Below are 17,578 nucleotides of genomic sequence, written 5' to 3' on the forward strand. Positions count from 1 at the left end.
ACACCCCACAAACCCTGCGGCCAACCTTGTCGCCAAGGTTGGCCGCAGCTGTTTCAGGCGTCGGACAAAACGCTTACTTCAGCACCACCTTGCTGAAATCCACGCGCCCGAACGGGCTGACCTGGTAGCCGCTGACCTTGTTGCTGGTGATCGCCGCGGCGGTCGGGTGCGCCAGCGGCAGCCACAGCGCCTGCTCCTTGATGATCTGCTGCGCGCGGGCGTAGTTGGCGGCGCGCAGTTTCGGGCTGGCGTCGCGGCGGGCGTCGGTGATCAGCTTGTCCAGCTTCGGGTCGCAGTAGCGGGCGAAGTTGGTGCCGGACTGCACCGCGGCGCAGCTGAATTGCGGGGTGAGGAAGTTGTCGGCGTCGCCGTTGTCGCCGGCCCAGCCCATGAACAGCAGGTCGTGCTCGCCGGCCTTGCCGCGCTTGATCAGCTCGCCCCATTCGATGACCTTAATCTCGGCGCGGATGCCGATTTTGGCGAGGTCCGCCTGCAGCAGTTCGGCGCCGGCTTTCGGGTTCGGGTTCAGCGTGCTGCCGGTGGGGCGGATCCAGATGCTGGTGTCGAAGCCGTTGGCGAGGCCGGCCTCGGCCAGCAGTTTTTTGGCGCGGACGATGTCCTGCGGGTAGTCCTTGACCGCCTTGTTGTAGCCGAAGGTGGACGGCGGGAACGGGTTGCTGGCGGCGATGGCGCTGCCGCCGAATACCGCCTTCAGGTAGCTGCCCTTGTCGAAGGCGAGGTTCACCGCCTGGCGCACGCGCTTGTCGTCAAACGGCTTGTGCTGGCTGTTGAGCGCCACGAAGCCGGTCATGAACGCCGGGGTGGTCAGCACGCGCAGGCGGCTGTCGGCGCTCGCTTCCTGCACGTCCTGCGGTTTCGGGCCGATGGCGATCTGGCATTCGCCAGCCTTCAGCTTTTGCACGCGCACATTGCTGTCGGGGGTGATGGCGTAGGTCAGCCGTTCCGCCGCCGGCTTGCCGCCGAAGTAGGCGGGGTTGGCCGCGTAGCGCACCGCGCTGTCCTTGGCGAAGCTCTGCAGCTGGAACGGGCCGGTGCCGACCGGCTGGCTGTTGAGCAGCTCCGGGGTGCCTGCGCGCGCCAGTTGCGCCGCGTATTCGGCGGAGTAGATCGAGGCAAAGCCCATCGACAGCGTCGGCAGCAGGGTGGCGTCAGGCTGGTTCAGCTCGAAGCGCACGGTGCGGGCATCGACGCGCACCACGGCCTTGATCAGCTTGTCGAGCTGGAACGATTTGGCGTGCGGGTAGCCGGTGGGCGCGGTCTTGTGCCACGGGTGCTTGACGTCCAGCATGCGCTGGAAGCTGAACACCACGTCGTCGGCATCCAGCGCGCGGCTGGGGTTGAACCAGGCGGTGCGGTGGAAGGCGACCTTGTCACGAAGGGTGAAGGTGATGGACAGGCCGTCCGGCGCCACCACCCAGCGCGTGGCCAGCGACGGCACCAGCTTGCCCTGGCGGGCGTCGTACTCCACCAGCCGGTTGAACAGCACGTCGGCGCTGGCGTTGGTGGTGGTCAGCGAGTTGTAGCGCACCACGTCGAAGCCTTCCGGGCTGGCGTCGGTGCAGACGGTGAGCGGTTTGGCCAGCGCGGTGGCGGACAGGGCGAGCAGGGACAAGGGCAGCAGGGTGCGCAATTGCATGGTGGGGTCCTTTGTACATAACGTTCATGCCAATGGCGCAGCATAACGTCATTGGCATGTTTTATGCCAATGATGATTTCTGCTAAGCAAAGTCCCAAACCGGCTCGCCGCGCTCAGCCGTGGCGGCTGAGAATCGGCCCGGCCATGCGTTGCAGGATGCCGGCCAGCGTGCCCAACGCCAGCCGCTGCCGCCCCGGCAGGTGGCCGCTGAACACCGCGCTGTATTCCAGCGCCGGCACGCCGCCGCGATGTTGCTTGAAGGCGCCGGCGCCGGAGCTGTAGTGCAGGCGCAGGCCGCGCGCCTGCGCCTCGCGCAGCAGCAGCGCCATCAGCCGCCGGTACAGCCCCAGCTCCGGCGGCAGCGTGGTGTCGTAGCCCAGCAGCGGCGTGGTCAGCCAGCCGTAGCGCTGGTAGAAGCCGATGACGCCGACGATGCGGCCGTCCAGCCGCAGCGCGTGCAGCTCCAGGAAGCGCTTGTCGAGGCACAGCGCGAAGAAGGCATCGGTGAAGTCCGGGTTCAGCACCGAGTGCTTGTCGATGAACAGCGCGCGGAAGCAGCGCCGCAGCGCCGGCAGGTCGTCCGCGCTCAGCGTGTCCGGGCCGCACAGCTGCAGCTCGGGCTGTGCCAGCAACTTCTGGTCGCGCCTGACGTTGGGGCTCTGCCACACCGCCGGGTCTTGCGGATCGCAGGTGTAGATCTGTCGCGCCGGCAGCAGCGTCCAGCCCTGTGCGGCCAACCTTTGCGCGAGGCCGGGGTTGACCGCGTCGCTGACATTGCGCAGCAGCAGCGGGCTGTCGCAGTGGCGCGCCATCACCGACTCGGTCAGCAGCGACAGGTCGCTGTCCTGCCAGTCCGGGTGCAGGTTGGTGGAGATCAGCCAGTTGTTGATCACCGCCGCCTCGTCCAGCCGCGCGGCGGTGATCAGGCCGGACAGCGGCAGGCCGGCGACCTGCGCCAGCGTGCCCAGCGAGCGGCTCTTGCGCTGCGCTTCGTCCTGCGCGTAGCGCAGCCATGCCGAGCGCGCGCTGGCGACGTAGCTGTCCTGCGCGCTGAAGGTGTGCAGGCGGGTGACGGGGATGGGCGGGTTGCCGGCGTCGCTGCAGCAGACGTCGCAGGCGGCATTGCGCACCCAGTGCTGGCCGCCGCTGAGCCGGGCCTGGCTCAGCCAGCTGGCGTGGCCGTCCAGCAGCAGCGCGGGTTCGAGTCGGTTCATGTTTGCTTGATGTAGAGGTGGACGCCGCCGTAGATGGCGGCGCGGTCGCGCCGGTGCAGCGCGCGGTTGTGGTCGGGGTCGGTGTGCCATACGGCGCGCACCTGCGGCGCCAGCCGCGTTTCCAGCGGCGAAGCGCTGCCGCCGGTGCGGAACACCACCCGCGCGCCCTTGTCGGCGGTGCGGGTCACTTCGCGCCACAGCGCATTGAGCTGGGCGTCGTCCATCCAGTCCTGCGCGTCGAGGAACAAATAGGCGTCAAGCGAGTGCGACGGGCGGTTGACGAGAAAGTCGGTCAGCGAACAGTGGTGGCTGTGCAGGCGCGGGCTGTGCTCACGGATGGCGGCGTAGTGCTGTTGCTGCAGGTACATCGGCAGCGCGCTCTGGCGGCCGGTATCGTAGCGGCGGGCAAACGCCTGCTGCGCGTAGGGGTTGTCCGCCAGCGGAAAATCACAGGCCAGGCGGCGCATGCGCTCGCGGAACAGCGCCGGCAGGTCGCCGTCGGCGTCGTGCAGCAGCGCGGCGAACTGCGCCGGCGGAATGCCCATGCTGTACAGCATCGCCGGGCGGCGGGCGAGGAAGCGCAGCAGCGGGTGGTCGAACAGCGGCGCCAGATGGCGATCGAACAGCGCCTGCTGCTCGTCAAGGTTGGCCGCCGTGGCCAGCCGCGACAGGTTGCCGCCCAAGAGCCGCCCCAGGACGTGCGAAACGCCGATGAAGCGGCCGAGCAGGCCGTGGCGGTAGGCGTGGCGCGCGAACAGGCTGTAGCGCGGCCGGCCGCGCCAGTCGGTTTGTTCCCAGTACTGGCGCGCGGTCGGCGGCAGCTGCGGCGCCAGATGCTGGCGGTAGCGCTGCAGGTTGGCCGCATCGTCGGCGCCGCCGAGAAAGGCCAGCAGCGACGGGTAGTCCGGCAGGCTCCGGAACGCGGCGCGCTTGAGCGCCAGCATTGCCAGATGGCTGGCGTTGAGGTCCACCGCGTGCACCTCCCGCGGCGCGCAGGCGAGGTAGGCCAGCGCATTGCAGCCGCCGGAGGAGATGGTCAGCACCCGCGCGCCGGGCTGCAGCTGCAGCGCGTCGATGTCCACCAGCGGGTCTTCCCAGATCTGCGCGTAGACCAGCTGGCTGAACCAGCACGCGAACAGGCGGTCGCCCAGCGCGCGCGCGCCGGTGCTGCGGCTGTTGTGGACCGCCTTGTTGACCAGGGTATGGGTATGCATATCGCCTCCGGGGTTGGGCATCCCGGCATTGTGGCGGCGGCGGGTGGCAGGCATGTGACGGCTTGATGTCAGTACCGTGACGCAGGGCAGGGCTTGACAGCTGTGTTATAACGTAACTCTATTGATTGTTACGTTATAACGAAAGGAATGCAGTGTTCCAGCCCCAAGACCATCGCCTGCCCGTCACCGTGCTGTCCGGCTTTCTCGGTGCCGGCAAGACCACCTTGCTCAACCACATCCTGCACAACCGCGAAGGCCGCCGCGTGGCGGTGATCGTCAACGACATGTCCGAGGTCAACATCGACGCGCAGCTGGTGCGTGACGGCGGCGCCGCGCTGAGCCGCGCCGAGGAAAAACTGGTGGAGATGAGCAACGGCTGCATCTGCTGCACGCTGCGCGAGGACCTGCTGGTCGAAATCCGCCAGCTGGCCGCCGCCGGCCGCTTCGACTACCTGCTGATCGAATCCACCGGCATCGCCGAGCCGCTGCCGGTGGCGGAGACCTTCACCTTCCGCGACGACGACGGCCACAGCCTGGCCGACATCGCGCGGCTGGACACCATGGTGACGGTGGTGGACGGCTTCAACTTCCTGCGCGACTACGGCTCGCGCGACAGCCTGGCGCAGCGCGGCGAGGCGGCGGGCGCGGACGACGAGCGCACGGTGGTGGACCTGCTGGTGGAGCAGGTGGAGTTCTGCGACGTGATCGTGCTCAACAAGACCGACCTGATGAGCGCCGCCGACATCCGGCAGCTGCAGGCGATCCTGGCCACGCTCAACCCGCGCGCGCGCATCGTGCATAGCCACTTTGGCCGCGTGCCGCTGGATACGGTGCTGGATACCGGGCTGTTCGATTTCGACGCCGCCGCCGAGGCACCGGGCTGGCTGCAGGAGCTGCGCGGCGAGCACGTGCCGGAAACCGAAGCCTACGGCATCGGCAGCTTTGTCTACCGCGCGCGCGCGCCGTTTCATCCGCAGCGCCTGTATCACTGGCTGCAGCAGGAATGGCCGGGCGTGGTGCGCTCCAAGGGCCACTTCTGGCTGGCGACGCGGCCGCTGCTGGTCGGCAGCTGGTCGCAGGCCGGCGCCATGTCGCGTCACGGCCTGGGCGGGCTGTGGTGGGACGCGGTCGATCGCGCCGACTGGCCGGACGACGCGGAAAGCCGCGCGCTGATCGCCAGCCGCTGGCAGGAGCCGTGGGGCGACCGCCAGCAGGAGCTGGTGCTGATCGGCATCGACATGGACGCGGCGGCGCTGACGGCGGCCTTCGACGCCTGCCTGCTGACCGACGCCGAGCTGGCCGCCGGGGCGGACAGCTGGGCCGCCCTGGCGGACCCGTTCCCGAGCTGGGCAGAGGCGGATGACGGCGTGGACGTGGCCGGCAACTAGCTGCCGCGCGGCTACCAGCGCAGCGTGGCGAAGCGCACGACCAGAAAATCCAGCAAGGCCCGCACCGCCGGCGACAGGTGGCGGCGCGACGGGTACAGCGCGTAGATGGTCATCGCGGGCGGCTGCCACTCCGGCAATACCTGCTGCAGCCGGCCATCCTGCAGCAGCGTGTTGGCCAGGTAGCTCGGCTGCAGGCTGATGCCGCCGTCGGCCAGCGCCGCGTGCAGCAGCACGGTGGCGTCGTTGGCGGTGAAGCGGGTGGCCACGTTGACGGTGTCGGTCTGCTCGCCGCGCAGGAAACGCCAGCTGCTGCGGCCAACGTTGCTGTGCCCCAGGCAACGGTGGCCGGCCAGCTCCGCCGGCGTCTGCGGCGTGCCGGCCGCCGCCAGGTAGGCCGGGCTGGCCACCAGCACCGAATCGCACACCGCCAGCGGCCGCGCGATCAAGGCCGGGTCCGGCTCGCTGCTGATGCGGATCGCCAGATCGATACGTGCCTCCACCAGGTTCAAGGCGGCATCGCCGACGTTGAGGTCGATCTTCAGCTGCGGATGCTGCGCTAGAAACTCGGCCAGCGCCGCCGCCAGGTGGGCGTGGCCGAAGGACATGCTGCTGGTGAGTCGCAGCTGGCCGCGCAGCCCGCCATCGGCCGGCGCCACCTCGTCCTCCACCTCCGCCACCAGCGCCAGCATTTGCAGGCAGCGGCGCAGTGCCTGTTCCCCGGCATCGGTCAGCGTCACGCGGCGGGTAGTGCGCTGCAGCAGCCGCGCGCCCAGCCATTGCTCCATCTCCGCCACATAGCGCGTCACCATCGCGCGCGACATCTCCAGCCGCTCGGCGCTGGCGCTGAAGCTGCCGCTGCTGGCGACGTCGGCGAATACCCGCATCGCGGTGACTCTATCCATATTATTTGCTCGATTTGTGCAATAAATATGCGCAGTTTATCCACTTTATCTGCGCGAATACGGAAATTATAGTGAGCTCCATCAACTACGCGGCTGTCGCCGTCATGAAAGGACACATCATGCTTCGCCACACCCGCATCGCGACTGTTATCGCAACTGGCATCGCGCTTGCCACCGCCGCCGCCCACGCCGCCCAGCCCTTGCAGCTCAAGGTCTACAACGCCGGCGAGGGCAGCTTTCACGCCAATGCCGTGGTGGTCAGCGGCGAGCACGAGGCGATGGTGATCGACAGCGGCTTTACCCGTGCCGACGGCTACCGCATTGCGGCCAACGTGCTGGACAGCGGCAAGACGCTGAAGACCATCCTGATCAGCAATGCCGACCCGGACTATTACTTCGGCGCCGCGGTGCTCAAGCAACTGTTCCCGCAGGCCGAGGTGGTGGCCACCCCGGCGGTGGCCGGGAAAATCCAGGCCAAGCTGGCCGGCAAGCTGGCGTTCTGGGGACCGAAGATGGGCGCCAACGCGCCGCAGCAGCCCGTCGTGCCCAGTGCCTTGAAAACAGACAGCCTGAGCGTGGATGGCGAACAGATCGAGCTGCGCGGCACTCATGGCGTGCTGGCGCATCGGCCGTATGTGTGGATTCCGTCGCTGCGCGCCATCGCCGGCAACGTGGCGCTGTTCAGCGGCCTGCACGTCTGGACCGCCGACACCCAGCAGCCGGCCGAACGCCAGGCGTGGCTGGCGCAGCTGGACGAGATGGCCGCGCTCAAGCCCGCCATCGTGGTGCCGGGCCACATGGCCGCCGGCAGCGCACTGGACTCTACGGCCATCAGCTACACCCGCAATTACCTGCAGCGTTTTGACAGCGAGGCGGGCAAGGCCAACAATGCTGCCGAACTGATTGCCGCCATGCAGCGTGCCTACCCGCAGGCCGGCATGGGGCTGGCGCTGGACATCGGCGCCAAGGTGAACAAAGGGGAAATGAAATGGTGAACGCCACTCTGCATTACTACTACGACCCGCTGTGTGGCTGGTGTTACGGCGCGGCGCCGCTGCTGGCCGCTGCGGCCAACGTTGCCGGCCTCGCTATCGAACTGCACGCCGGCGCGATGATGAGCGGGCCGAACCGCCAGCCGGTCACGCCGCAATTGCGCCAGTACGTGATGGGCCACGACCAGCGCATCCAGCAGCTTACCGGCCAGCCGTTCGGCGATGGCTACTTTAACGGCCTGCTGCTGGATAGCGGCGCGGTGTTCGACAGCACGCCGCCGACGCTGGCCATTCTCGCCGCCGAGGCGCTGGGCGTAGACGGGCTGAGCATGCTGCACCGCCTGCAGCAGGCGCACTACGTGGACGGGCAGCGCATCGCCGAGCCGGCGGTGCTGCAGCAGCTGGCGCAGGAAATGGGGTTTGATGGCGCCGCCTTCGCCGCCGAATACCAGCGCCAGCAGGGCGAGTTCGCCGCCCACGTTGGCCGCAGCCACCGCGACATGGCCGCGCACGGCCTGCGCGGTTTCCCTTCGCTGCTGCTGGAACTGAACGGCCAGCTGCAGCGGGTGGAGCTGTCGCCGTTCCTCGGCAAGCCGGAGGCGTTTGCCGCTTATCTGCAGGGTTTGCTGGGCGGGGCGGCTGGCCAGGGCACGACCGATGCGCCGTTTTGCACGCCGGATGGTTGTCACTGAGGCGCAAAGTGGTCGCGTAAAAAAACGCCAGCCGGAAACGGGCTGGTGAATGACCGGCCGATACCGGTGATGCGCTGGCTGATCTTTGGGGGCCATCCACTCCAGCCCGGCGCTGCGTGAGGTGAAGGCCGGCAGCCGCCTGCCGGTGTCGCCGCCGCTGGCGTGGACAAGGTTGGCCGCAGGCCGGGGCAGGGCTTGCGGCCAACCTTGTGGTTTTGTGGGAAGGCGAGGCAGGGAAGTAGGCCGGTCAAAGCAGGAAGTTATGCCCATGTATTGGCATGATGGCGGCTATCGGCCAGTTGCGGACATTTACAAGCTTCAACTATCCGGGATATGAAGGGCCGGTGTTAACAGAAAAACTGCCATAACGTTGGACGTGAGGCGACCGCAAAAAGCAAAGCTTTTTGTGGGTCGCCTCGACGGACGGGTTAGAGCGCATTTTCGCCATGCCCCTGACCAAGGCTGTTGTAGTTTTGGCTCTCTCGGAGCCGGTCATATATTGCAATGGAGTCCCTTGTTCAGACCCTCCTTGAGTTCAGCAGCAACGTCAATCGCCGGGTTCACACCATCACTAGGTCCGTTCCCACCAAACGCTCCCATTCCATGCTGGATCATGTAGTCCGGCCTATAGTCCGGCGCACCAATGGCTAGTATCTTGGTGCAAATTTCCTTCAAGGATTGGCTGCCCTCGGTGAGACGCTCCTTAGCAACCGAGCCGAACGCCTTTAGTTCCTCTTTGGAAAGCTTGCTTGTGGCTTCCATTAGCAAAACGATTACGGCTTGACGAGCCGTGCTATCCGTTACGCGTCTGGCATCTATGCCACTGTAAATTTTCGAAAATGCATACAACTCGACAGCGGTTTCATAGTTCTTCTCCGCAAGGCACTTAGACATGCCTCTGAACGTATCAGCAGGCGTGTGCTTATTAGATAGGGATGAAATGCTTTCACATCTCACGACATGGGTAGACGCGAGATTCCCCGGCGTGGAGTAATTTGTAATTTCGGCAGCAAATGCGCTAGTAGCGCAAATTGCCGAGAGAGTCACGATCGACTTAACAGCTTTCATCTAATCCTCGTGGTTGGTGAATGGATGCGCTCTATACGGACACGCAGGTCCGTATATTAATTGATATTGCTGACATCCATTATCGTACCCGAATACCATATTTCTCAAGCTGTTTGTCATTAACCTATCCGTATAACACCCCCCAATCTGCCGGACGCCATGGTCGTGCCCCCTGCTGCACGTTACCCTACGATTTTTGACCTGAAGGAGTGACACTCATGGGGTGAAGTCGCAGCCAACCGTCCCCGCCTGCTCGACCAAGTCTCGATCGTCTGTTGGCTCCGTCATTACAGCCACAATACCGAGGTCGCTTATTCGCACGGTGCAGGAGCTACTGGGCCACGCGGATGTCAGCACCACGATGATTTATACCCATGTACTGAACAAGGGAGGCCGGGGCGTGAGCAGTCCGCTGGATAGCCTATGAGCGCATTATTTGTCGTGCCGGAAGGCACGCGACGATATTCTTTAATGTCTGCTTTGCTGCAGCTAGCTGCCAATGACATCGATGTTATCGACAGGCAGCTTTGGCCGATCAACTGACGAAGCGTTAACTTGGTCGGCGGCAGTTCGGCCATTGTCGTCGTTGGCACTCGTTGCCCTGTGCGGCAGCAGCGCAGTGGTTAGCTGACGTTGCTGAGATCAAGCAGTCGAACGACTGTTTTCTCGGCCGACGAACGCGTACTCCCGACCAATAGCGATGAAGAACTGGCACGTGAAGCAGCTCAAAGCGTGCGTGAGGTAGTGGGCGAAGTCAGCAATACGGCTGAACTGGTTGGCCGTATGGCTGAACGCTTGCGAGAAATCAACGCTATTGCCGGCGTGATCCGCGACATCGCCGGACAGACCAATCTGTTGGCACTCAATGCAGCCATCGAAGCCGCCAGTGTAGGCGAGACCGGACGCGGCTTCGCGGTGGTGGCCGACGAAGTGCGCAAACTAGCTGAACGCACGACTGAAGCCACCCATGAGATCAGCTGCGTCACCCAAGAGGTGCAAGGCGATACCGAGCAGGTATCCAGCAGTATTGGCAGCATTTTGCCCAAGGTAGGAAATGCCGTAACGCAGGCCGAACGCGCTGCTGGGGTACTGCAAGAAATTCAGGCCAGCGCACGCGAAACGCTGACACGTAGCCAGGATATGACGGCAGCCACAGCGGAACAGAGTCAGGCCAGCAGTGTAGAACACATCGTCGCGCTGACCGAATCGACCTCGCAGATGGTACAACAGGCTTACGGCGCCACGAATCTAAGCAAGGGGCAGGCAGACGAGCTACACCACGCAGTTTCTCGCTTCCAAACAGGAGGAATTGCTTAGCACTTTTAGCAGAAGTAGAACTATGACAATGCCTGGCTTCATCCCTCTTGGCGTGGCTGCTGCTTGGGTGGTAAAGCCGGATCATGTGTAGCTGACGCCGTGGCTAATTGCATCATTGCCAGGCGTAGTGTCTCGGCTTCGACCGGCTTGTGCAGTAGGATGGCGCCGGTGGCCTGCGCTTCCCGTAAACGGTCCGGTGCGGTATCACCGGTCAAAATGATGGCGGGAAGCGGCCGTCCCAGGTAGGCATGGATTGCCCCTAATGCCTCTTGCCCGGTGCGATTGCTGCGCAAACGGTAGTCTGCAATCACTAGGTCGGGAACGAAGTCGGCCAAGGCTACTACTGCTTCCTGTTCCGACTCGACAGCCATACATGGGCACTCCCAGCCATCTAGCAATTCTGAAACTGCGGTGCGGACGGTCAAGTCATCATCGATGACCAGTACTCGTAGACGGCACAGGCTGAATGTATCGAGCGGTACGGTCAAGTTTCGAAACTCGACGTGTGGCTCATCCGACAGCGGTAATCTCACCCGAAAGACCGAACCGCGTCCTTGGGTGGATGCGACGTCGATCTGTAGGCCCATGGTTTGGGCCAGACCATCTACGATGGCGAGACCCAGGCCAAGCCCCTTGCGGCGATCTCGCTCTGGATTTCCGAGCTGGTGGAACTCACGGAAGATGTCGCGTTGCTGCGAAGCAGGCACGCCGATACCGGTGTCCCACACCTCGAGTGAAAGGTATTTAGTGCGACGGCGACAACCGATCAAGATGCCCCCTCGCTCGGTGTAACGAATGGCATTTGCGATCAAATTGCGCAGAATTATTTCGAGCAAGCCCGGGTCGGCGATGGTGACCGCAACAGTATCACGCACGCGGTAAATTAATTGCTTACTGTCCGCCTGAGGTGCGAACTCATTCTCAAGTTTGCGCAGCATGGGTTGCAATCGAAGCTCGCGCGGATGCGCCTTGATTACGCCGGCTTCCAGCTTGGAAAAGTCAAGCAAGGTATTGAGCATTTCACGCGCGGCTCCTGAAGAAGCCTCGATATGCCCCAATAGCTCGTGTTGCTTGTCAGTCAACGGCGTCCGTGCCAACGACACAATGAAGAGACCAAGCGCGTGCAAGGGCTGCCGTAAGTCGTGACTCGCTGATGCGAGAAACACCGACTTGGCTCGGTTCGCCTCTTCGGCGTGGCGCAAGGCCTGTTCCGTACGGTTCGTTTGCTGGCGAAGTTGCTCTACCAGCTCGGAATTAGCGAAGCGCAGTTGAATTGAGCGCCTCGCTACACGCGAATAGTTGTGGGCGAAGACAAGCAAAACTAGAAGGTAGAGAGGTACACCCAGGAACATCGGCAAATAGTAGATGCTCTTGGTTGCGAGGAACACCGTCCATACCGGCAGGATTGCAGGTAAGAAAAAGCCGACCGCCACGGGCAGGCAAGGAGAGAAGATGGCCAGTGCAGCCGCGCTCATCCCTGCGATCATGGCGAGCAGGCAGATGGCCGTGGGCGGGAAGCGCAGATCCATGTAAAACCAACCTGCTACGCCCCATAGCCCGCCGATACCAGTCAGCAGTGCGGTCATGCTCCTGGCGTAGCGCGTTGCATGGGCTTCACTAATACGGTCAGGTAGCAGGTTGCGGCCAAAATGCCCAAATGCGCATGCCAGTCCCATGCACGCTGTCCATAGGATGATGCCGTAGGTCCCAGTCGAAATGATGATCCCAGTTGCGAGCAGTACTGAGGCGAGGAAGCAGCCGAGCATGGCGATGCCGAAACTGTTGTCGATCAACTCCATCTGGGCCGACAGCAGACGCGGTTCGTCAAAACGCGGATATAGGGAGGGTCTGTTCATTTGGAGATTTGCACCCAGCCAAGCTGCTGCGCTTTCAGCATGGCTTTGAGGCGGGAATCGACGCCTAACTGGTCGAGGATGGCGGCGACGTGCACACGCACGGTGTTTTCAGCTAGTCCTAGGTGCAGAGCAATTGCCTTGTTTGAAAGACCTAGGCACAACTGTCCCAGTACCTCCAGTTGCCGCGGCGTTAATCCGCCGGCCGAAGCGAGCGTTAGTGAGGGGGCGTCTGCCTCAAATGGAAAGTAACGTATCCCTCTTCGACAGTGGGCAATCGCCTCTTGAATCTGTGCCGTGTTGGCTGTTTTGGGCAAGTATCCGAGTACGTCGTTGATCTGTGATGCTTGCAACGCAGCCTGTTCTGAACTGCCGGATACAATCAAGATGCGTGCCGGTTTGAAATAATTTCGCAGCACCTGCACGCCGTCCAGACCGTTCAAACCAGGTAACTGGATATCGAGCAAGATGATGTCGACAGCAGTATTGCCATGCAATTGCACAGCCTCCATGACAGAACCCGCCTCGAGAATATCGCCGACATGGGGACTGTCCGCCAGCACCAGGCGTAAGCCGGTACGGAATAGGGTGTGATCGTCGATGAGGAGGAGGCGACTGCGCAGCATGGGAAGATTAGGTTCCGAGCGAAGTCACTACCGTATCCGTGCCTGCTACTAGGCGCAAGTAAAAAATGACATTGTTAATCCAAAAGGATTACATATAGGCAAAAAGACTATTTACTAGATCGCCTGCCTAGCGAAACACTACTGCTCATCGAAGCGGTCATTCATCTTCCTTCCGCAACGTGTGCTTTCCAACTCAATAACCGGAAGATGCTAAGAGGAGTGTTTTCATGGCGGATTTGAATTTTGAGGACAGTATCAAGCTGGCGTACTACAAACTGGTTGATACTTTGACCGGCGGCTATAGCGACGACAGTGTGATCCGGCAGTTCGTCGGTATCGGTATGGAAGAATTGACGGACGACGCAGCCAGGCGCTACGCCAGCAACCGCCCAGCCAGCATGGGTAATCTTTACACCAATTCCGGCATCAACTGCGTCCAGCAATACGCGAATCTCTGGAAAGCCTTGATAAAGACTGCAGATTATGAAGGCACTAGTGCGGGTGATGAGAAGCAGCAGCAGAAATGGCAGCACGCCAAAACCACTGCGGAGGAAATGCTCCAGGAAGTGCAGGAAGCACATGGCGGTGCGGATAAAAAGAAGCCGATCTATTTAGCGGATCTTGATGGTTGGAACGAGAGGCTTGAGGCATGGCGGAATAGCACCAAGGGCAAGACGATGCCTGATCTGGCGGCATCAAGCGACGTACTAGACGCTTTCTTCACTAAGGGTTCCGTGCTGGATATGTCTTCTGGCGAGCTCGAAAATTTCCATATTGATGGCGACCTCTCTGGCGAGTTCTCCAAGGGCATCTTCAGCATTGAAGGGAAAATGTCGGGCGGAATCGACTTCAGTAAGGCCGCTGGTTTCAAGGCCAGTAAAGTGGAATTCCGCTGCCACTCGATTAGCTCGTTTGCGGTGGCATCGGAGTCGAGTGTCGACCCCAGCACAATCAAGGACTATCTCAATCGCTATAAGGACCTGCCCAATCTTCGCGATACGTCTGGACCATATTGTGAGGAAAACAAGGGCTCACTCGTGCTCTACCCGACACAGATCATTGCCGTATGGCTGCCCTTCATCCGCATCCATGTCAGTGCCAAGGACGGCATGTTTATCGATGCTGCACTGAACGGACATGTGAATTTCGGCGTGGGCGGCGAACTGTTCGGTCTGAAAATCGGTGCCGATGCCAACTTCAACACCCATATCCAGAAGGGCAGCAATAACGACTTCGTGCTGAACATCGTACCCACCGAAATCGGCGAGAAGGCCAACCCGGTCATTCTCGCGGTGATGAGCGCACGGGCTGTGTATTGATGCATCCAGTACCGCCCTTTCGCCGATGATGGCGCGCCGCTGCTGTGGGCGGATCGAACCGAACGAAAGCAAGGGCGACCCATAACGAGACACCCAGAGAGGAAAAAGCATGAGAGCGCAACCGTTTTTAATCCAACTTGCGCAGCACTACCTCCCGGAACGCGCTGCCAACTTGGCTAAATGCGCACAGCTTAAAGGTGGATGGGAGGGCTGGCTGCAGGTGGAGATTGCCAGCCTGTTTCTGAGTAACGACTGGATGCAGGGGTGCGAGCGGGAGGTCCCATATCCGGCACCTCCAAACTCGGATTACCGTTATCTTGCGTACGCTGCTGGCGTTCAGAACGCTAGGCAGACGAACGACTATCGATCGGCTGCTCGGTGTGACTTCGTGCTGGAACGGAATAGCAAGGAGCGGGTCGATTCGACCCATTTCGAGCTTAAGGTGATCCGGCCGAATACCGATAACCCGCTAGCCGATGCATGGGGTCGCTTTTATGCCGATGTTGATAAGATCATGGCTTTGACAAAGGCTAATCCGACCATCAATGGCATCGCGCTATTAGCGACATACGGCACTTTCACGCAAGCCGATATGGGAAGCGAGGGTCTCCAATTCTTCTGGACAGGAAACCGTCTTTCCTACGCATGGGATACCAAGCTTGGCACAGTATCACGTCTCGATCAGGTGAGCATGGGTGGGGATCCTCGCCTATTCGTCGTGGCTACTAGCATCGTGTTGACTTAAAGCCGGGTATGGCTAAATAACGTTTGCATAATGCAAAGCCGCCTTGCAGGCGGCTTTCTTCTCATTGATGTTGTTCCCAATATCAGATCGTTCTACCGTACCCTGACGCGGGGAAGTTGGCGATGCCGCCACTTAACCCTTCACTTGAGCCTTTGCAGCGGAATACCGCATGCGGCAGGTTCTGAATTGGGAAATCAGTATCAGGTTTATTGGCAGAACAAGATAGCTCCCAGCAACGAGCCGGCGGTGATCAAGCTATGGCCCACTGCACAGCCAAACGCAAAGAAGTTTCAGAATCTGTATCTGACAGGTAACCGCTCCATTGCCGACCAATTAGGCCGGCATACCGAACGGCGGAAAAGGCCGACCAACAGCCGATGTGTCAGCCCGGCCGAGAGTAGTTCGGCCTAAGCAGTCGGTGAACTCTTCAAATGAAATATGGCCGGCTCTGTTTACAGACCGGCCATTGCCCTTTTCGTAGGCCAGGGCTACCTACAAGAGTCGGGGCGATTGACTCCGTGCGTACAAACAAGCGGAAAAGTTTGCTAGGACGCTTCTCGCTTCGGCACATGCTCAAGCAAATGCGCAACAAATTGGGTGAGCTTTGGCAATGGACGCCGGTCGTGTCGATACACGATGTGGACCGGGTGGGGTTTGGGTGAGTAGGTCTTCAGCACTTGTACCAACGTTCCGCTTGCCAGATCGTGGGCCACCAGGACCTCCGGTTGCAGTAATAGTCCCGCGCCGGCGATTGCCGCCATGCGCAAGCCGTTGCCGTCATTGCACGTGAACACCGATTCCGTCACCAGGCGCGGGCCATCTCCATCCTCGAGCTTCCAGCCGCTACGGCTATTCCATACCGTATGCGACAGGCAATGATGGGCACTCAGATCCTGCGGCGTCTCCGGGCACCCGTATTGGGCGAGATAGCCCGGCGATGCACAGATCACCATGCGGTACATGGTCAACGGCTTTGCAACCAGGTCGGCATCGCCCAATTCACCAATGCGGATCGCCAGATCAAAACCTTCGTCAATCAGATCGACGTTACGGTTGCTTAATTCCAGTTCCACGCGCACGAGCGGATACAGCTGCCGGAAAGTCGCGGCCAGCGGGGCGATGACACAGGCGCCAAAGGTGATCGGCGCACTGATACGCAACGTGCCGGACGGTGACGCGCGTAACTGCTCGACCGAGGTTTCGGCGATACGCATGTATTCGAGCGCACGCTTTGCATCTTCGTAAAAGACACGGCCAGCATCAGTCAGACGCTGGCGCCGTGTCGTGCGCTCCAGCAGGCGCGCACCAAGACGCTCTTCAAGTTCACGCACATATTTGCCGACCATTACCGCGGATATGTCCAGCTGCTGCGCGGCCTCGGTGAAGTTGCCTGCCTCCACGACGGCAACGAAGGTTTCCATGGCACGCAGTCTATCCATATTACAAACCATCAGTTAGTAGTATCAATCATTAAAGCACATTTATGATTGCTTCAGTTCAGGGAAGAATGACAACGTTTCAACCTGAACTCGAAAAGGATTGTTTTATGAAGATCGTCGTAATCGGTGCTGGTGGGGATATTGGTCGTCCGGTGGCGGATGAACTTGCACGTGATGGCAAACACGAAGTCATTCGTGTCGGCCGTAGCCGGGGTGACCATCAAGTTGACATCACCCGCGATGACAGTGTGAGCGCACTGTTCAAGCAGATAGGCACCGTCGATGCCATTGTTGTTGCCGCAGGCAACGTCATTCTGGCTCCAGTGCAGCACATGACGGCCGCCGATTTCCATAGAGGCTTGCAGGACAAACTGCTCAGCCAAGTGCGCGTCGCGTTGATTGGTCAACATTACCTGAGCGACGGCGGCTCAATAACTTTGACCTCCGGCATTGCCGTCGATGATCCGATTGCGCAGGGTTCCCATGCCGCAGCGTCGAATGCCGGGATTGAAGGCTTCGTACGTGCCGCTGCATGCGATTTTCGCCGGGGCATCCGCATCAATGCCGTTAGTCCGACCGTGCTGATCGAATCCATGGACCGGTTTGGCCCGTTCTTTCCCGGCTACGAAGGCGTGCCGGCGACAAGTGTGGCGATGGCCTATCGACGAAGTGTGGAAGGCGTGCATAGCGGCCGCGTCTATCGGGTTGGTCATTGAGGTAAAGAGCTAGCGGCACTTAACCTCCCAGGTCTGCTACCGGTACCACCCATATTCAGCCCATGAATGGCCACTATATTTCAGGCGATGGCGACCGACAGCAATAGGCCGGGAGCTGTCGCTCATCAGATTTGCTACGATTGGCCGCTTTGGCCGAAAAGCTCGGTGGCGACATGAGATAGCCGCCACCTTGGTGGAAAAGTGTGGTCGTAACGACTACCTAAATTTCGATCTGCTCAGAAATTTCCAAAGCATCATCGACTTCGATCCCGAGATACCGCACCGTGCTTTCTAACTTGGTATGACCAAGCAAGATTTGCACCGCACGCAAGTTCTTTGTCTTCTTGTAGATCAATGTTGCTTTGGTACGACGTCCCCCCCGTTTTCAGTAGCAGAGTGCTTTAGAGTCCGAGGGTAATTTACCTGATTTCTCAGC

15 protein-coding genes are annotated in these 17,578 nt (G+C 61.1%); 7 read left to right on the forward strand and 8 right to left on the reverse strand.

Annotation, left to right across the window (positions count from 1 at the left end; translation table 11 throughout):
• Positions 1 to 73: 73 nt before the first annotated feature.
• From IE100_RS03055 to IE100_RS03065, 3 genes are all read right to left on the reverse strand, one after another.
• Complete coding sequence (locus IE100_RS03055) at positions 74 to 1,657, reverse strand: ABC transporter substrate-binding protein (RefSeq protein ID WP_189372662.1); 1,584 nt, start codon at positions 1,655 to 1,657, stop codon at positions 74 to 76.
• A gap of 113 nt (positions 1,658 to 1,770) precedes the next feature.
• Positions 1,771 to 2,871 carry a GNAT family N-acetyltransferase gene (locus IE100_RS03060; RefSeq protein ID WP_189372663.1) on the reverse strand — a complete coding sequence of 367 codons (1,101 nt, stop codon included), beginning with the start codon at positions 2,869 to 2,871 and terminating at the stop codon, positions 1,771 to 1,773.
• Entirely contained in the window at positions 2,868 to 4,085 is a 1,218-nt protein-coding gene (locus IE100_RS03065; protein ID WP_189372664.1) for a BtaA family protein, read from the reverse strand. The genes IE100_RS03060 and IE100_RS03065 overlap by 4 nt, the downstream gene beginning before the upstream one ends.
• Positions 4,086 to 4,237: 152 nt before the next feature.
• Here IE100_RS03065 and zigA point away from each other — a divergent pair, with 152 nt between their 5' ends.
• A complete protein-coding gene (gene zigA, locus IE100_RS03070; RefSeq protein WP_189372665.1) occupies positions 4,238 to 5,473 on the forward strand; it encodes a zinc metallochaperone GTPase ZigA in 1,236 nt (411 codons plus the stop codon).
• 11 nt (positions 5,474 to 5,484) lie between these two features.
• On the opposite strand, the gene IE100_RS03075 is transcribed toward zigA, so the two are convergent.
• Positions 5,485 to 6,375, reverse strand: a complete 891-nt coding sequence (locus IE100_RS03075; RefSeq protein ID WP_189372666.1) for a LysR family transcriptional regulator — start codon at positions 6,373 to 6,375, stop codon at positions 5,485 to 5,487.
• 119 nt (positions 6,376 to 6,494) lie between these two features.
• On the opposite strand from IE100_RS03075, the gene IE100_RS03080 reads away from it, so the two are divergent.
• Both IE100_RS03080 and IE100_RS03085 read left to right on the forward strand, forming a co-directional pair.
• Positions 6,495 to 7,370, forward strand: a complete 876-nt coding sequence (locus tag IE100_RS03080) for an MBL fold metallo-hydrolase (protein WP_189372667.1) — start codon at positions 6,495 to 6,497, stop codon at positions 7,368 to 7,370.
• Complete coding sequence (locus IE100_RS03085; RefSeq protein ID WP_189372668.1) at positions 7,364 to 8,059, forward strand: DsbA family protein; 696 nt, start codon at positions 7,364 to 7,366, stop codon at positions 8,057 to 8,059. Before IE100_RS03080 ends, IE100_RS03085 begins: the two co-directional genes overlap by 7 nt.
• Positions 8,060 to 8,551: 492 nt before the next feature.
• Here the strand turns inward: IE100_RS03085 and IE100_RS03090 are convergent, their stop codons facing one another.
• A complete protein-coding gene (locus tag IE100_RS03090; RefSeq protein ID WP_189372669.1) occupies positions 8,552 to 9,127 on the reverse strand; it encodes a hypothetical protein in 576 nt (191 codons plus the stop codon).
• Positions 9,128 to 9,871: 744 nt separating this feature from the next.
• Here IE100_RS03090 and IE100_RS03100 point away from each other — a divergent pair.
• Positions 9,872 to 10,444, forward strand: a complete 573-nt coding sequence (locus IE100_RS03100; RefSeq protein WP_373295287.1) for a methyl-accepting chemotaxis protein — start codon at positions 9,872 to 9,874, stop codon at positions 10,442 to 10,444.
• 38 nt (positions 10,445 to 10,482) lie between these two features.
• Here the strand turns inward: IE100_RS03100 and IE100_RS03105 are convergent, their stop codons facing one another.
• Together IE100_RS03105 and IE100_RS03110 are read right to left on the reverse strand one after the other, a co-directional pair.
• Positions 10,483 to 12,300, reverse strand: coding sequence for an ATP-binding response regulator (locus IE100_RS03105; protein ID WP_189372670.1), 1,818 nt, complete (start codon positions 12,298 to 12,300; stop codon positions 10,483 to 10,485).
• Positions 12,297 to 12,923, reverse strand: coding sequence for a response regulator transcription factor (locus IE100_RS03110; RefSeq protein WP_189372671.1), 627 nt, complete (start codon positions 12,921 to 12,923; stop codon positions 12,297 to 12,299). Before IE100_RS03110 ends, IE100_RS03105 begins: the two co-directional genes overlap by 4 nt.
• 227 nt (positions 12,924 to 13,150) lie before the next feature.
• Here IE100_RS03110 and IE100_RS03115 point away from each other — a divergent pair, with 227 nt between their 5' ends.
• Together IE100_RS03115 and IE100_RS03120 are read left to right on the forward strand one after the other, a co-directional pair.
• Positions 13,151 to 14,242 carry a hypothetical protein gene (locus tag IE100_RS03115; protein ID WP_189372672.1) on the forward strand — a complete coding sequence of 364 codons (1,092 nt, stop codon included), beginning with the start codon at positions 13,151 to 13,153 and terminating at the stop codon, positions 14,240 to 14,242.
• Between the two features lie 109 nt (positions 14,243 to 14,351).
• Positions 14,352 to 14,987, forward strand: coding sequence for a hypothetical protein (locus IE100_RS03120; protein ID WP_189372673.1), 636 nt, complete (start codon positions 14,352 to 14,354; stop codon positions 14,985 to 14,987).
• A 545-nt stretch (positions 14,988 to 15,532) separates the two neighbouring features.
• On the opposite strand, the gene IE100_RS03125 is transcribed toward IE100_RS03120, so the two are convergent.
• Positions 15,533 to 16,408 (reverse strand): LysR family transcriptional regulator, encoded by an 876-nt coding sequence (locus tag IE100_RS03125; protein WP_308426764.1) that lies wholly within the window; start codon positions 16,406 to 16,408, stop codon positions 15,533 to 15,535.
• Positions 16,409 to 16,533: 125 nt separating this feature from the next.
• On the opposite strand from IE100_RS03125, the gene IE100_RS03130 reads away from it, so the two are divergent.
• Positions 16,534 to 17,142: a short chain dehydrogenase gene (locus IE100_RS03130; RefSeq protein WP_189372675.1), complete on the forward strand. Its 609-nt coding sequence runs from the start codon at positions 16,534 to 16,536 to the stop codon at positions 17,140 to 17,142.
• The last annotated feature ends 436 nt before the right edge of the window (positions 17,143 to 17,578 follow it).

The organism is Vogesella alkaliphila (genome assembly GCF_014652475.1).
Classification (GTDB): domain Bacteria; phylum Pseudomonadota; class Gammaproteobacteria; order Burkholderiales; family Chromobacteriaceae; genus Vogesella; species Vogesella alkaliphila.